This is a genomic window from Lutibacter sp. HS1-25 (assembly GCF_004121075.1).
GTDB lineage: Bacteria > Bacteroidota > Bacteroidia > Flavobacteriales > Flavobacteriaceae > Lutibacter.
Genome location: NZ_RHLN01000136.1, coordinates 13,466 through 30,049 on the forward strand (window position 1 = coordinate 13,466; position 16,584 = coordinate 30,049).

Sequence of the window (16,584 nt, forward strand, 5' to 3'; positions counted from 1 at the left end):
TTAAATAAAATATTTTATTAAATTTGACTTGTAGGTTATTTTTCCTACATCTTTTTCATAGCAATTTTTACCACCTCCTTTTTGGGGGTGGTTTAAAGCATTACAAACAAATTTTACGAAATTTTTAAATTATTTTGTAAATTCGTAGAACCTAATAATTTAAACTTAATGCTATGAGAAAGTTGTTTTATTTTTTTACTCTAATTGTATTATTTTCGTGTTCTGGTGACGGGGATGAAACGTCTTGTTCACCCACTCCTGATTTAACAACTAATGAAGTTACTGAAATAACAAGTAATAGTGCTGTAGTTTCTGGTGTTATATTACCCCCAACTTGCGAGTCAACAACTACATCACAAGGGCTTGTTTATTCTGATAGGATTCGTTTTCCAAAAATTGAAGATGATGAGGATAAAGTTGCTGAGAGAATAGGTAAGAATATTTCTGCAAATCTTAGTTATTTAGAACCAAACACAAAACATTACGTGAGAACCTTTTTTGTAAATCCAACAGGTGTTTACTATGGTAATGTAGTAGAATTTAAAACAGAAATTGGAAATATAGTTATTACGACAAAGAATATTGATAATGTCACAAGCAATAGCGCTAAAAGTGGAGGTATAATAACTTATGATGGAGGTGCTAATATTATTAGTAGAGGTGTGTGTTGGAGTGCATCAGAAAATCCTACGATTGATGACTTCAAAACTGTAGATGGTTCTGGAATTGGAAATTTTAATTCTGAATTAACTGGGTTGTCAGAAAACACAAAATACTATGTAAGAGCTTATACAACCAATGAAAACGGAACTACATATGGCAATGAAGAAAGTTTCACAACTTCAAAATTAACATATAAAGTTGAATTACAAATAACAGGCTATATAAATAGTTGTAATGTTCAAGCACCTTATTTTTATTATGAACTAAATTATAAATTTGATGATAATGATTTAATTTTTGAGGGAGCTGAAGGATTTGAAGGAACGTCTTACAATCATTCTAAAACTGGAATGCTTAAGAATAATCTGGAAGTGACAATTCATCTGGCTCAATTTAATCCAGATAACCCAAGTCTTAACTTAAAAGGGGCTTATTTGGATAATATGTCTATTGTAATTACAAATTTAAATTCTAACCAAGTAGCTCTAAATACTCCATTACCATCATTATTTATTTGTACGGATACAGCATATAAAAACATCATTAATTTTAATCCTCAGGATGGCAGCTATACTATTGATAGATTAACTTATGGTTTTTAAAGGTTGTTTATATTCAATATGTTTTAATTGCTGAGAACAAGCATAAAGAGGGAGAGGTAGTAAAGGTTACTAAAGATTTTCGTTATGTGAAAACTCACTTAAAGTACATATTAGCATTATACCACATGTTAATCCATTAGTTTTAACTGTTCAAATTTGTTAAACTCATTTATTTCCTTCTTAAATAAATGATAGTATTTTTTTATAGTATTAAGACACCCGCCACCCTTAGCTTTAATTCCTTTTTGAGTAATTTTACCATCTTTTTTAAAATCCCATTCATTTACTATCTGCTCAATTCTTTTTATTGAATTTTGGGTTTTTTCAAAATTAATAGCTTTTATAGAAAGTTGTCTTCTTTTTTTTACACTTAAATCATAATCAGGATTATAAAAAAATCTTCTAGTAGCATTTAATTTTGGTTCTATTTTTCCTTTACTCATAATTGATTTTACTATTACATCAAGCTCATTTTTAGGGTATTGAATTTCACACCTAGTATTATTGATGTATGTTATAATTTTCCAAAGGTCTATTTCTTTAATTAAAGGGTTTAATGCTTTTAATTGGTAAGCATAACTAGAAAGTATTTTATTTCTTGTTGTAACTTTAATCTTTCCTATAGGGAGAAAACATTTTGCGTACTGTATTTTTTGTTCAAAACAATAGATAGCTTCTCCATTGAAATCAATGTTTTTTGTTATTTCATTAAGATTGTCATAACGGACTTTTGTTCCTGTATAGCCTATTACAGTACATATAGTTTCTTTTTCTATTTTAATATTACTATGTTGGTACTTTTTATTAATTTGAGTATCATTAGCTACCCATACCCTTGAATCATAATTAATATAGATGTTAGGGTCGTAGGATAAAACATTGGATTGAGTAGCCTTACAAGCTTGATGGTCAGTTTCAATGTTGAGTTCTTTAGAAATACTCTGATAAGTGTATTTAAAATTCTCAAGGGTTAAGCTATCAACTTTAACAAGAATACCTCTCCCTGTTCCAGATAGTGAAAGCCAAGTAGCAAATATTAATTGATTAGAAGTATCAATCTCAATACTTTTATCATAATCGAGATATATAAAACCAGTATTAGAATTGATAGTTTCATTACTTTTCTTTTTATTGAATGTGAAGTTAAGAGTGTAGCAAGGAATTTTAGTAGTTTTTATTATATAGTAGCTACTTTTATCGTTTGGAAATTTACTTCTGGCTTCCAAGATATAAGGAAGAGATTCATTTCCTTCTTTAACGTATGATAAGAAATCCTCAATCTTAATTGAAGAAAGAACATTGCCCGAGTTTTTAATACATTGAAAGCTATTAATCATTTTGAGCCTCCTTTCCGTTTAGTTGATTAAACTTTTCTATAGCTTTATCTAATTCATTATAAGTCCATGCCCAAATTCCAAATCCCTTACTGGAAGGATAAGAGACACAGCCAAATCGACTATTTATGCGTCTTTTAAACACCTCGTAGTGTTTACCCTCACCGAATGATACTTCGTAGATGAATGCTTGACTTGTCTGGCGAATTTGAGTGAATTTGTAGCCTTTCACTTCACCGATTCCTAAAAATTCCTTTTTAAGTTCTTTTTTAACTATTTTATGTGTTTTTGACATTGTTTTGTGTTTTAAGGATTAAAACACCAGGAAAGAAACCCTTAGGATAAGCCTTTATTTTGACAGGTTGTCCGCATTCTAAACCACCGTGGTTAGCTTTTAACTCGGTTGGTACACAATAGTGTTCCTGATGCTTTTAAGTTTGTAAATTACACCTTAATAAGAATATTAACGTTTTTTAAGCTATTAGTTTTTAAGGTTTATATTATAAATTGGCTTCATAGACTTTATAACTTCGTCTTTTCTATAGTAAATTCTAGTTCCAAGACTTAGGGGAATAAGTATTTTCTTTTTAGCCCAACTATTTAAAGTAGGGTAGCTAACTCTTAAAAACTTTGAAGTTTCTTCTCTGGTTAATAGTTCATCATTTTTTGACTCATTCATTATTGAATTTTGAATTGAGCTATTTACTATTAATTTAATGCCATCTAACATTTCTTGAAGAGTAGCATTTTCTATTTGTATTGTTTTCATCTTTTATTATTTTAAATTAAACACTTAAGACCTTTTATTGGTCTACTAATATTAAGATGTGAATGCATTCCTAAATCTTATATTGCAATATGTCTAAAAAAAAAATTAAAAAACAATAGGTAAGTGATTGATAATGAGAGTTATTCAGATTAGCTAATACGAAAATAGTTAACTCATTGATAAAGAAAATTTTAGCTTTTAAACTAGTTAATTTAGTCTTTTTTTAACATTTATTTAACATAAAAAGCAATTTTTTTTAACGCTTTTTAACGTGATTTTGACCTAATCTAAATTAACTAATATAGAAATGGGTCTTTTTCTTCTAGTTGAGGATGATTTGGTGTAAAAAGTTTACTTTTTTGAAGCTTTTTTTGACTAAGAAAAGAAAGGGTGTTCACCAATTTTTTCAGCTCTTTCTAGCCCACTTAACCTTAAATAAGATTCAAATACTTTTGGGGAAGAATGCCCACTTAGTTGTCTAATGTCTTCTACAGGGACTTTTGCCAAGTATGCATTAGTTATCATCGACCTTCTAGCGGTGTGATTTGTTATCAATTCATATTTTTTATATTCTTTATAGAGCGTTTCTCCTCCAATCGTCATTTTTTTAAGAATAACTTCATTAATTTCTGCTAATTCACCTATTTCTTTTAAAGCATAATTAATATGTTGAGGAGGAATGGATTTAGGGAAGCTCCCTTTACGCTTATCTAAAATATTTAGTACTGTGGAGTTTAAGGGAAGGGAAAGTGGCTTATCTGTTTTCTTTGTAGTAATCTGTAGATATTTTCTTCCATTGCTATTCCCAATAATATTTTTTTCATTGAGTCTTTTAATATCACTAATTTTGAGCGATGTATTTGCAGATATCAAAAATAAATCTCTTGATGTGTTTAATAATTCAGGAGTTATTTTTAAAGTTTTGTTGACAATTTTAGGTTTGAAATTGGAAAAATCACATTCTTCAATTTTTTTAAGTTCTGAAACAGTTAAGTAAATAGAGAAAGAATCCTCTTTTGGTTTTTTAAAGTATCTTTTAGTATGCTCTAAGTTTTTATGATAGCCAAATTCATAACTTGAATTCATCATAGTTTTAAGAGTCTTGATTTGATTCCCTATATAATTCGTTGAATAATCTTCCTCTTGAAGCCATCCTATATAGTCATTGTAAAAATCAAAATTTATGCTACTATAATTAACATCATTACCCTGTTTATTATATTTCAATAAAAGTTTATAGGCAGATTTATAGGTTTTAATAGTATTCTTCCTTAAAGGGTAACCTATTGATGATAGTGGTTTGGTAGTATAATTTTCAATATACCATAAATAAAATGGCAAGAGCTCAGGAATTCTCTTATCTACTATTGTTTTTTTGTTGAAATACTCATCACAAAAATCTTTAAAGAATTTGTCGGATGGTGTTTTTGATTCTTCAATAGTTAATTTTTTATAAGCAGTATTAAGTTTGCTCTGTAGGTCATCTAACTTTTCATTTATTATATGTCTGTTTAACTCCAAAGCAACATTTTTAATTCTCATATCTTTAGGGCTCCAGTTCTTTGTGTCCTGAATAATTAAGCCAGTAGAGTATCTAAACCTTTTCTTTTGTCCATAGTTAAAAAATATTTGGATAACAGCAGTTTTCCCAGTGCTTTTTCTTAATTTGTAAGTTAAAGTTCCCATATGTAAGAAATTATAAAACAAATATAGAAAAAAAGTGACACATATTTAATTTTTTGTGTCACTTTTTGTGTCACTTTATATTTTATTAGTTTAGTTTTGAGTACTCTTTGTTTAATTATAAAAACACTATAGACCTTTACTAAATAAGCTTTAAGGCGATAGTGCATAAGGAAATTGAAGGAAAATTAAGTGAAATTTGGTAAAATATTCGTTGTCCTTGTGGGTCAACAAAAATTTTGTAAAAACCTTCTAAACTTAATTGTTTAGGAGGTTTTGTTTTTTTAGCCAAATTATTAGATATTTTGGTGGGATCAAATTAGATAAAATTCCAATCATTTCTTTACGAAGATATAATTCAAGATTTTCCTATTAAGGAAAGCATGTTTTGAGCCTGAAAAGTAATTTTGTTTGATTTAAAAAAATATTAATTTCAAAAAAATATTATTATTCATAATTGAGATGGATTTTTAGTTACTTTTGTGGTATAGTTAAAACGGGGATGTAGCTCAGTTGGCTAGAGTGCTTGACTGGCAGTCAAGAGGTCGTGGGTTCGAGCCCCATCTTCTCCACTTTTAAAAACTGTAAAAGTTTGTTTATCAGCTTATTACGGTTTTTATTTTTTATAATTTGTACGATTTTTGTATTGTCAATAAAAAACCGTCTTATTTTGGATATTTAAGACGGTTAAAAATTGCTATGAAAAAGATATAGAGCCTATGAAAACTCTATTTGATAAATTTATAAAAAATAATTAAATTCAATCAAAATTCATTAATGATTTTTTAGTGAAAAATAAAGTGTTTTGTTTCGGCTTCATATTTTACACTTTTTACACTTAATTAAAAAAAGATTAATTAATTAAATATTGAAATAAATTGATTAATCAAAATAAGAATCAGTTATAATTCAGTTTAAACAAAAGATTGATAACGATTATTTTAGTTAAGAATCTGTAAAACATTAGTTAACTAATAATTGAAATAAGTTTGATTAATCAAAATAGAAAACACCTCAACTTATATTTAATTTACAATGTTTAATAAGTTATTTCACGTATTATTCATTTATTTTTTTATAAATTTTACTTGCTAACCCCTTTCTTATTAAAGTTCTGTATTCGATAATATTTTCAATTATTACTGTTGTTGCATTCCCACTTTTCATAACGTATAAAATCCCGCCCGTTTGTGGATAATATTCATTTATATTGGTTATTGCTACATTGTCTTTCGTTTCATCAACTTTAATCAAATATTCTAAAAACAAATTAAATTTATCTTTATTTAAAAACCTCATAGATTGATAATCGTGATTGTATTCCATTTCCTTAAAGAAGAAAATTATTTCACCATTATCATATTCAACTATGTCGTGCCAACCGCCTGTTGATGTGTAAATTGATTTTGAAGTATCTAATTTGATTTCCTGTGAGTTTGAAGTAAGTCCAATACTCAATACTATTAAGAATATTATTTTTTTCATAGTTATTTTTTTAATTTTAGATTCAAATATAAATTGCACAAATAAAAAATAAGATGATTTATGTCATAATGTATTTATTTTCGTTGTGTTGGTTTCTTTTACGGTTTACTAAAATTGATATTATTTGATTAATCAAAATTATAAATCCCAATCCATTGGTTCACCTAAAGAATAGTTTACACTTTCAACCTTTGACAATACATAAGGAATTAATTTAATAATCAGTTCTACACGTTCCTTTGGTTCAAGTTTAGCGAGCAAAGTAGCAATATTTGTTAATTCTTTATTGATAACGTCTTTTAATACGGTTCTAATTTCTTTTGTGGTTTTGTTTAACGTTCCAATAGTTCGCCCACTTGTTTTTATACCGTTTGCCATTTGTCTAAATTTGTATATTATAGATAAAACAAATATAATAAATATTATTGATAGTTATTATTTATGATTATATTTGTTGAGGTTTTCCGCATTGCCTGTGTGAAACTATTTGAACAAAAAAAGAGGGTTTCCGTTATTGGTTGCCCTCTTTTTTATTTTTTAGAATTCTATTTAAATTATGATTTTGATAAAACAACATATCTTACACTATTATAAGTAATTTCTTGACCAACTGAATAATCATTTTCAGTTTCTAAAACTTCTGTATCATTACCAATTTTAGGTTTAATTTCTAATATTGTATAAGTTGGTTGATTTGGATTATTAATAAAGAGTTCAGGATAAGATGATAAGTCTATATTGCATTCTGAATAACTGAAAAATAATTTTGGCGAATTATATTTGTCAGTTAAAAAAATATGTTTTGTCTTATTATTTTCCCAGTTTGTAGCTAATTTAATAAATTTAATATAGTTCACGTGAGGTTTAATATTCCTTGCTGGCGTCACAATATCAATATTAGCAGAAGACTCAATTTTAAATGCAAATGAACCCGCATTAGAACCATTAAGGTTGATTTCCAAAGTATCAATTGTATAACTAAATTGTTTAAGGACGGATAAGTGATTTGGAGCAATATTTGACTCTGCACTGACTTTTGAACCCAAAATCTTTTTTATTTCATAAGAATATTTTAAATCAATTATATCAGAATTATCGCTTTCATCTGAACAGCCGAAAAAGATTATAATTATTCCAAGAAAAATTAATACATTTTTCATTTTTACAATTTTTAAATTAAGAATCTAATATAACATATTTAAAATAACTTTTTTTACGGATAACCGTAAATGGTTTTTTTTAAATCCAAATAAAAATCTGCCAAATCAAAACCATTTTTATATTTGGTTTGCTCTATAAATTCACTAACTGCAATTTTAAAACCTAATTTGTTTAGTTCATTTGAGGTGCTTAACCAGTTTAAATATTCGCCTTTGTCGGGAAACAAAACAATATTTCTTTTTTTGATAGGTTTCAATAAATCAAACTTCAAATTTTGTTTACTACCTGTTGCCAACCAAATAAATTCAGGTATAAAAATACTCATTACAATTGCGGTTTTTTCGCTTTCAACTATGGCAATGGTTTTTTGATAGTCTTCAGTTACTCTAAATAAACCAAATAAACATTGATTAAGGTTGAAATTAGGTTCTTTAATGGCTTTATGTATCCAGTTAATATGATTGTGAGGTTCTTTAATTCTTTTACCCGTTACACTATCATAAAGCATTATTTTACCAGCGTGAATTTGCTCTTTGTCATCTATTTGCCAAAATACTGTTGCATTGTTCCAAAAGTAGTTTGTACCTGTAATAAAGTACTTATTTGTAGCATCAAAAACCTCATCTTTAGAAAACTTTGAATTTAAAAATTTGCTTAAATTATCGGTTTTAGGATTAATTTTATACATATTTTCTAATAATTCCAAACTATGGTAACTGGGTTCTTTTGTTGGTGGTGGTTCTTTATTTGAAATAACATTTATAACCTCATCACTATTGAAATATTTACTTTCATTTGTTAAATAGTTTATAGTTGAGGTTTTTAAAAACCATTCAGTTACCCAACAGTTATTTTTAGATTGCTCCAGTACTTGTGATTTAGGAATAATCGAAATAAAGCCGTTTGTATCGGTTATTTTAATTGCCTTGTCTGTTATGTCCTTTATTGATAAAACGTCTATTAAAAAGCATTTTTTGCCCTTTGGAGGTGCTTTATGATAGTTACAGTTTTGCTCCCTGTCACATTTGCCAAAGTCATCAGTTAAATAGTTGCCTGTTTCCGTATCTACATATAAAACAAACGTTTTTTTATTACAACTCGGACAAATAAACTTTTTACTACTCTTATCAAAAGTATATTTAAAGTTTTCCATATTAAAAATGTCTTATATTGGTGGTTATATAAGCTACATTGCCAACGTTTAAACGCTTAACAAATATTTTATAATGGTTCAATCTTTGTATAAATTTACTTTTGCCTACGGGTCTGTATCCGTCTTCAATACAAAACGTTTTATAAGGTGGGTATAATTCAGAAATTAAAGTATATTCATCTGTTGACTTTTGATAATCAAATTCACTAATGAATAATTGTACACTATCACTTTGCTTTTCGTAATCACTTCGGGCATTGTCTATGGCTTCACATTTACTAAATTTCTTTTGTTCCAGTACCCTGTCAAGTCCTTTTAAAATCCAATTAAATACACCTGACAATTCGCTTTGAATTATTTTATTTGCAAGTTGTTTGTCTTGTTTGTCATCGGGTATGGTTTCGGTAAAACCAATAATTAAAAACCGTCTAAAATAAGCGTTTGTATGTTCCACGTCCTTTGGTAGTTCATTACAATTAAAAATTAACTTTGCGTATTCGGTTAAAATAAAAGGGTCGCCATAGGGCAAGCGTGCTTCTATTGGTTCGCCTGATGCCATTAATTTAAAAACGTCAGTTTCTAATTTTCCGTTTATTTCGCTGGCATAGTTTACCAGCTTGTTGCCTATTTTTGCTCTGTAATAACCATTTTCATTGGTCAAACTTTGTAGTGCATAGTTGCTAATGTTTTCATTGCCTAAAAGGGCGTTAAGTATCTCAAAAAATACGCTTTTGCCATTTGCTCCAGTTCCATAGAGTATTAACATTTTTTCAAGTTTTAAAACACTTGGTTTTATGAAAATGTAACCGCAGTATTCTGCAAATACTTTTTGTTTATTTGGATCGGGTAAAACCTCATCTAAATACTTTTGAAATAGTTGTGCGTTTGCTTCGGGTTCGTACTCAAATGGTAGCTGGTGGGTAATAAAGTCTTTTTGTTTAAAACCTCTTAACTCTCTTTTTGTTGGTGTTATCTCAAAAGTTCCGTTTTGTAAATTAATTAAAACAGTATTATTTTTTTGTTTAGGTGTTGGCAAATAAGCATCTGCCATAAACTGCTTAAATAGGTCTTCTTTGAACGTGTGAATTTTACCTTTGAATTTTTCAACACCCATTTTTAAAGCTACATTACCTAAAAAGAATTGAAAACGCTCTTTGTCTATTTCAATCCAATAACTACCATTATACAAATAAATAAAGCCGTTTTTTTTGCAAAGTCCCCATTTATTGACTTCGGCAATTTTAATCAGTTGTTCAATGCAAAGGATTAAATAATGGTTCTTTGTGAGTTTGTAACCGTTTAACTTCTTTTTTAAGCGGTTGTACTTTATCACTTCGGCTTTATTATCTTTGTTAATTGTACCGTCTTCATTGTAAACAAATGGTTTTAAACTTTCAATTTCATTGTGTACAGTTTCAATGTCGGGAAACGCTAAAATTTCAAAATCTATTTTACTAATACTTTTAGTAAGTTCCTGTAAAATGTCATCAGTTGTTTTATGATATGGCTCAATGTTATTTAGAAGTTGAGAAACTTCATTTGTGATACTATTTTTTAAATTTTCTGTACCCATAGCTTAAAACATTTTTAATTGGTTAGACCTTGGAAACAAATCGGGATTAGTAGTGTATGTTCCGACTTTATATTTTCCAGTTATTTTGCATTTTCTGTAACCAACTAATGCAATTTTATTTTTTTGTCTTAAAGCACAAACATATCTGCAAATATTTTCACGCATTACGCCTGTATAAATATCAACTTCTTTCATTGTCTTTGGATTGTCAAAAAAGGCATTAAATACTTTTTTTAATTGGTCTTTTTTATTGTCGCCTGTGTTACTCATAGCCTTATTTTTTAAGAATTAAACATTCCATTAATTCGACTTTTTTTAGAAAACGTCTGTTTCCTATTCCGTACATTTTAATCTTACCAGCTTTTTGCCAATGGTATAATGTAGTTTGCTCAATTTTGAGAAACTTGCAGGCTTCGGTTCGGGTTAATAACTCATCAGGATTGTGAGTGTTGAGGTTTTTTTTGAAGTCTTCTAATTGAAGTTTTACGCTTTCATTGAATTTTTCAATTAATGCTTCGGGCGTTGTTCCCTGTAAAAAAATTTGTTGTTCCATTTGACTGAATTTTTATATTTATTCAGCAAATAAACAATTGGTTTATGCGTTCAAAAAAGAGTTGTAAAACGTGTAAAACGTGTTTTTTACGTGTTATGCAAATTATTTCAAACTATCATCAAAATTTATGCGGTGTTCATTCAAAGTTTTATAATCTTTGTCTTCATATTTTTGATATGATTTGTCAAAATTTGTTATTGAAATTTGATAGTTTTCTAATATAAATTCTTTGTAAATTTTTTTAGTTGCAATCAAAGTGTACTTTTTACTTTGATATTCTTTTAAATAAAACCAAATATTAGTAACCTGTCTTTTTGAACCTGTATAATATTCATCAAATAGATATTTAAATAAATCAAAACATTGTGCATTCCATAAATTAGGGTCATGTTTTGGGTGGGTTTTCCTATTATTAATTTCAGGCTCTTGTTTTATTTCAATAATTTTAATGTTTTGATTAGTTATTAAATTTTCAAGTTCAGTTAGAAATCCATTCATATAACTATTGAATTTTTTACAATGCTCAAAATCTATTCTTTCAAATCTTTCAATTCTAACTTCCTTTAGTAACTCATTGTTGATTAAGTCATAAAAAGGAAAAGAAAATTCATTTAGATATAAAAAAGATTCTTTTGTTTCTTCAATTTCTTCAATTTCTTCAATTTCTTTGAAAGGTAAGCTGTAATTAATTTCATTAAATTTTCTAAAACAATGTTCAACAAAACTATTTGAAAGCACAGTAAGTAAGTTTAAATCATATTTATTTGTAAGTTTATTTACTTGTTTTATTCTTTCAAAAGTTGTGAGTTTTTCAATGTTTATAAAAAAATTTTCTAAATCTATTTTTTTCATTTGAACAATTTTTAGTTTTCTTTTGCCTATGATTGTGTAAAAGGTGTAAAATATGAACCTAAAATAAAACTTTTATTTTTATGCTATTAAAAAAAGTTTGTCATTTCCATTGCTATATCTTTATTGCTTTTACCTATGTAATTTAAAAACATTACTTCGGTGCTATGTCCAGTTACATAAATTAAATATGATGTTGGTATTTTACCATAAAAATTGGTTGCAAATGAACGCCTGCCAATGTGAGAGGTTACCAGTTCAAATTTTTTATACATTCCAGTTTCTTTACGATATATTTTGCTTTTAGGTTTTGTTTCCTTTAGTTTACTTCCTTTTTCTAATTGGTTAAGTTTAGCAATTTCGCAAACGTCTTTGATATAATCATTATACTTTTGGTCTGAAATAGCATAAGGAAACATTCCGTTTCTTTTATTTAATATATCTAAAACTTTTGGGTGTAGTGGTACGGTCATAATTTTGCCAGTTTTCTTTTGAGTAAATTCAATCAAATGTTTACCGTCTTCAATGCGTATCATATCTTTTTTAAACCTCATAAAATCACTTACTCTCTGTCCTGTATAACAACTAATGATTAACCAGTCTTTTGCATTTTCTAAACTTTCAGTCAATTTGCTTTTTTTTATGTTTTCAATTTTTTCAAGTTCATCAAATGTTAGGTAAATACTGTCTACTTTTAAATATTTTACTTTGATATTATCTAACTGGTTACTGGTTTCAAGTCCGCTTGCTTTTGCGTGTTTACAAATGGTTTTTACAAATCTTATTGCCCTTGCAATTGTGTTGGGTGCGTAACCATTCATTAAGCAATAGTTTTCAAAGTTGGTTTTGAATTTTGTATTTATATCAGTAATTAAGATGTTTTTTTTATAATGTAATTCATACCTACTTAATAACTGTTTGTTAACATTATTTTTTTTAATAGTGCTTTCAGTTACTTCATTTTTTTTGACTTCGGAATAATAATCTATGTAATTAATTAATTCCTTTGGAAGTGCTTCGGTTTGTTGAGGTGGGTTGTAATAATAATCAATTTGAGTTTGTAACCATTCTTTGTTAACCTCATCAGGATTAACAGAATTAAAAGCATTTAAAATATGGTTTTCAATTTTATTCAGCTCGGTGTTGGTGTCACTCTGTTGGTTTGTAATATTAAGGTCTTTTGATTTTTTTTTATGCTGTTTGCTCCAATAGTGTTTTGTTACTTCAAATTTTGTATTTGTACCAAAGACAAAATCTTTATCATTAAAACGGTACAATAAACGTAAATGTAAATTTGCTTTGTCTTTTGTTGAACGGTATAAAAAATTGATAGTTGCCATAGTAAGTAATATTTGAACATTTCAAATATAATAAATATGTACGGTATTTGTACGGTAAAATAAAACTTATTGCAAACTACTTCAAACTGAAATTTAAATTATATTTCTGTTAAGTGTTGTAAATATTAAGTTTGTAAATGATTTTACAGTAAAATATGGTATTGTGTGAAGTTGTTACTTTTCATAAATAGTACTCCCATCTTCTCCACTTAACAAACAATCAAAAATCAACAAAACCCTATAAATACTATGTTTATAGGGTTTTTTAATGCATAAAAATTTTCCTAAAAACCATAAAAAAGTAATAAAAACTAAAAAAAAGGGGCTAATTCGGGGTCAGTTTAATTTATGTATATACTTATCAACTATATAAAAATAGTAAGGTTGAATTAAAAAATTAGTATTGTTTATTTGTGAAGCTTCAGAAAGGAGAGAAGTTAATAACTTTGTTTCAATATATTTAAAGATTGCATTTTTAATAAAACCATAGTGACAGACAAATGATGTTTAAAATAAGTTCTTATAAAGGTAATTGTAACTCTCAAAAATATTTTCAAGTCTAGTAACTTATTTAAAAATAATTTGAATGTTAAAAGAAAAAGGATACCTGTTAAGATATCCTTTTTCGGCAATTTAAAAAACAAAAACTCACTTTATTGTACGATAATTTTGACCGATTTTTGGCCTTCAAAAGTTTTAATAGTAGCTATATAAATACCAGATGCGATATTAAAGTTGGTATCTTCACTTGTTTCAACCTCTTTAACTAAGGCACCCAACATACTATATATTTTTATTTCTGAACTTGATTTTACATTGGTTACAAATATGCTGTTTCCATTGGCATATAAATTTGTTGTAACTGGAGATGCAACATTATTAACCGCAAGTACTAAATCTGAAGTGCCAGGACCCGTTACTTCAATTTTATATAAGTTAAAAGCATTACCAGCGCTGTAAATGTAAAGGGTACCTGCACCAGTTTTAGTAGCTGTTAAAACATGCGGATCTGTATCTGCTCTAGAAGCTGAAGCAAGTAAATTAACACCGTCAGTTACATAAAGTTCTCGAGTAGCATCGGCACTGCCTGATCTATACCATATTTTTACAGAAACATCTCCAGTTACAGGAAAATATAAATAACTAATAGATGGTAAATAAGTTCCCAGAGGTGCAGCGGCTCCATTTGTTTTAAATCGGTTTACGGCAGTATACTCATCTGAAGTACCTGCATCCCAAGTTTTACCTCCAGAATTTTCAATTTGACCAAATTTATCGCCATTATCATCTCCTACTAGAAATAATTTATCTTTTTCTACAGTTGCATCTTGAGCTGCATTAAAAGCAGCGACTGGCCATAGTGCAATTTGCTCAGGACTTGCGTATGAAGGGTCTCCTCCAAAATCCCAAATTTTGGTTTGAGCTTGTAAAGCTGCTGTTAAAAGCAACATTGGTAAAATAATTAAATGTAAAGATTTTCTCATGTTTGAATGGTTTAAATATTAATAATTAGGTTCACTTTATTCAGTTAATTTGGTAATCGATTACATTAGTGTAATCGATTACCAAATATAGGCAAATTAATTTGTTTCTACCAAATAATAAATTAAAAATAAGAGATGATATGCAATATAAAAAAGAACTATTTTGAAGTTACGCTCGTTATTTTTTTCAATTTCACCTAAAATTAAAATCATAATAGTTTAAGTGTAAATGAATTTTTATGATGAAAATATACAATTAATAGTTATTTTCTCTCAACCAATTTTCACAGTCGCTGGTCCAATATTGGCTGGTGTTATTAACTCCTAATCCAAAACCATGACCACCTTTTTGATACACATGTAGTTCTGCGGAAACCTTATTTTTCTTCAATTGTAAATAATAATTTATACTATTTTCGACAGGAACTGCACCATCATCGGTTGCATGTATTAAAAATGTCGGAGGTGTTTCAGTGTTAACCTGTAATTCATTTGAAAATTTTTCAATTAATAAATCTGAAGGTGATTTTCCCAATAAATTTATTTTACTCCCATTATGTGTAACTTCGTTTAACATAGAAATTACTGGGTAAATTAAGATTGAAAAATTAGGCTTTGCGCTTGTTTCATCGCTAACTTTATAAACAACTTCATTATAATGTGTAGAGAGTGTTGCTGCTAAATGACCTCCTGCAGAAAAGCCCATAACACCAATTTTATCGTTGTTAATATTCCATTTTTTTGCATTGCGCCTAACCACACGTATTGCTTCTTGAGCATCTTGTAATGGCCCTACAGCTTTATTTTTCATAATTGAATCACTAGGCAATCTGTATTTTAAAACAAATGCTGCTATTCCTAAACTATTAAACCATTTAGCCACTTTAAAACCTTCTTTATCAATTGCTAAATGAGAATAACCTCCACCCGGACAAATTACAACAGCTGTACCGGTTGAGTTTTCTTTATCTGGAAAAAACACAGTAAGAGTTGGTGTTGAAACTTTACTTGTGCTATATAAAACTCCATTTTTAAAAACTTCAATTTTTTTATAGTTGGTATTTATAATTTCATCAGGAATGCTAGACCATAGATTAATTGTTTCATTTTGCGCCAACATATTGCTATTTGCCGTCAAAAAAACCAGACAGATAAAAATATATTTTTTTATGGTTTTTAACTTTAGAACTTTCATTTTATTTAATAAATTTTATCAATGAGTTATTTAATTTTTTTAACTCTTGAATAACCAATTTTGAAACTTCAGTTGCTCCTAATTCTGAAAGATGTGTGTCGTCATGATTTCCATCCTTATAATAAGAAATTTCTCCTGGTTCAAAATGTAAATGTAACTTTTTAGAACCTTCTACTCCATATGATTCTTCCAATTGCTCTGTTAAATATTGAAGATCTATAAAAGGTACATTGTATTGCTGAGCAACCAATCGAACTTCCGCAGGGTACGCACCATGTGTATCTACTAATGTTCCAAATTCGTTAAAATTTCTTCTTACTGTTGATGAAAATAGAATTGGAGTAGCCCCCTTTTCTCTTGCTTCTTTAATAAATTTAATTAAATTTTGTCGGTAAGCTGTATGCGGATTTGTATATCGTTTTGGATCATTTTCCTTTTGATCATTGTGCCCAAATTGTATAAAAACATAATCCTTCTTTTTTAAGGTTTTTAGTACTGAATCCCAACGTTTCTCAGTAATAAAACTACGGGTACTTCTACCATTTACTGCTCTGTTATCTATTACAACATTATTTGTGAAAAAATTAGGCAGTATTTGTCCCCATCCTCTTTCTGGATTTTCTTCAGGATTTGGTTTGTTTGCCATTGTTGAATCGCCAATAGTATAAACAGTTATTGACTGACTAAAGCAGGTGAAACTTGAAATTATTAAGATGATAATGATGCTTTTTTTCATGAAA

17 protein-coding genes, 1 tRNA gene and 1 riboswitch are annotated in these 16,584 nt (G+C 28.2%); of the genes, 2 read left to right on the forward strand and 16 right to left on the reverse strand.

Features of this window, described 5'->3' with window-relative positions:
• Positions 1-173: 173 nt before the first annotated feature.
• A complete protein-coding gene (locus EC396_RS13255) occupies positions 174-1,265 on the forward strand; it encodes a hypothetical protein (RefSeq protein ID WP_129367078.1) in 1,092 nt (363 codons plus the stop codon).
• Between the two features lie 128 nt (positions 1,266-1,393).
• Here EC396_RS13255 and EC396_RS13260 read toward each other — a convergent pair whose 3' ends face one another.
• The 4 genes from EC396_RS13260 to EC396_RS13275 all read right to left on the reverse strand — a co-directional run bounded on the left by EC396_RS13260 (position 1,394) and on the right by EC396_RS13275 (position 5,054).
• Complete coding sequence (locus EC396_RS13260) at positions 1,394-2,602, reverse strand: BT4734/BF3469 family protein (RefSeq protein ID WP_129367079.1); 1,209 nt, start codon at positions 2,600-2,602, stop codon at positions 1,394-1,396.
• The gene (locus EC396_RS13265) at positions 2,595-2,894 is read right to left on the reverse strand and encodes a hypothetical protein (protein WP_129367080.1); all 300 of its coding nucleotides are present in this window, start codon (positions 2,892-2,894) and stop codon (positions 2,595-2,597) included. The genes EC396_RS13260 and EC396_RS13265 overlap by 8 nt, the downstream gene beginning before the upstream one ends.
• A 45-nt stretch (positions 2,895-2,939) precedes the next feature.
• A riboswitch (SAM-I-IV-variant riboswitch) is annotated at positions 2,940-3,033 on the reverse strand.
• 47 nt (positions 3,034-3,080) lie between these two features.
• A complete protein-coding gene (locus EC396_RS13270; RefSeq protein WP_129367081.1) occupies positions 3,081-3,368 on the reverse strand; it encodes a helix-turn-helix domain-containing protein in 288 nt (95 codons plus the stop codon).
• Between the two features lie 375 nt (positions 3,369-3,743).
• Positions 3,744-5,054 carry a phage integrase SAM-like domain-containing protein gene (locus EC396_RS13275; RefSeq protein ID WP_129367082.1) on the reverse strand — a complete coding sequence of 437 codons (1,311 nt, stop codon included), beginning with the start codon at positions 5,052-5,054 and terminating at the stop codon, positions 3,744-3,746.
• 495 nt (positions 5,055-5,549) lie between these two features.
• Here EC396_RS13275 and EC396_RS13280 point away from each other — a divergent pair.
• Positions 5,550-5,623 (forward strand) — tRNA-Ala (locus EC396_RS13280).
• Positions 5,624-6,110: 487 nt separating this feature from the next.
• On the opposite strand, the gene EC396_RS13285 is transcribed toward EC396_RS13280, so the two are convergent.
• From EC396_RS13285 to EC396_RS13340, 12 genes are all read right to left on the reverse strand, one after another.
• Positions 6,111-6,536, reverse strand: a complete 426-nt coding sequence (locus EC396_RS13285) for a hypothetical protein (RefSeq protein ID WP_129367083.1) — start codon at positions 6,534-6,536, stop codon at positions 6,111-6,113.
• Between the two features lie 138 nt (positions 6,537-6,674).
• Positions 6,675-6,914, reverse strand: a complete 240-nt coding sequence (locus EC396_RS13290) for a hypothetical protein (RefSeq protein ID WP_129367084.1) — start codon at positions 6,912-6,914, stop codon at positions 6,675-6,677.
• Positions 6,915-7,090: 176 nt separating this feature from the next.
• Entirely contained in the window at positions 7,091-7,696 is a 606-nt protein-coding gene (locus EC396_RS13295) for a hypothetical protein (protein ID WP_129367085.1), read from the reverse strand.
• 53 nt (positions 7,697-7,749) lie between these two features.
• Positions 7,750-8,850, reverse strand: coding sequence for a DUF6371 domain-containing protein (locus tag EC396_RS13300; protein ID WP_129367086.1), 1,101 nt, complete (start codon positions 8,848-8,850; stop codon positions 7,750-7,752).
• A 1-nt stretch (position 8,851) separates the two neighbouring features.
• Entirely contained in the window at positions 8,852-10,423 is a 1,572-nt protein-coding gene (locus EC396_RS13305; protein ID WP_129367087.1) for a phage/plasmid primase, P4 family, read from the reverse strand.
• Between the two features lie 3 nt (positions 10,424-10,426).
• Positions 10,427-10,693, reverse strand: coding sequence for a hypothetical protein (locus EC396_RS13310; RefSeq protein ID WP_129367088.1), 267 nt, complete (start codon positions 10,691-10,693; stop codon positions 10,427-10,429).
• Positions 10,694-10,697: 4 nt separating this feature from the next.
• Positions 10,698-10,976: a helix-turn-helix domain-containing protein gene (locus EC396_RS13315; RefSeq protein ID WP_129367089.1), complete on the reverse strand. Its 279-nt coding sequence runs from the start codon at positions 10,974-10,976 to the stop codon at positions 10,698-10,700.
• Between the two features lie 102 nt (positions 10,977-11,078).
• A complete protein-coding gene (locus tag EC396_RS13320; RefSeq protein WP_129367090.1) occupies positions 11,079-11,828 on the reverse strand; it encodes a hypothetical protein in 750 nt (249 codons plus the stop codon).
• 86 nt (positions 11,829-11,914) lie between these two features.
• On the reverse strand, positions 11,915-13,165 hold the full coding sequence (locus EC396_RS13325; protein WP_129367091.1) for a phage integrase SAM-like domain-containing protein: 1,251 nt from the start codon (positions 13,163-13,165) through the stop codon (positions 11,915-11,917).
• 653 nt (positions 13,166-13,818) lie between these two features.
• Positions 13,819-14,649, reverse strand: coding sequence for a T9SS type A sorting domain-containing protein (locus tag EC396_RS13330; protein ID WP_129367092.1), 831 nt, complete (start codon positions 14,647-14,649; stop codon positions 13,819-13,821).
• Positions 14,650-14,905: 256 nt separating this feature from the next.
• Positions 14,906-15,844 carry an alpha/beta hydrolase gene (locus tag EC396_RS13335; protein ID WP_129367093.1) on the reverse strand — a complete coding sequence of 313 codons (939 nt, stop codon included), beginning with the start codon at positions 15,842-15,844 and terminating at the stop codon, positions 14,906-14,908.
• 1 nt (position 15,845) lies between these two features.
• The gene (locus EC396_RS13340) at positions 15,846-16,580 is read right to left on the reverse strand and encodes a rhamnogalacturonan acetylesterase (protein WP_129367094.1); all 735 of its coding nucleotides are present in this window, start codon (positions 16,578-16,580) and stop codon (positions 15,846-15,848) included.
• Positions 16,581-16,584: the final 4 nt, after the last annotated feature.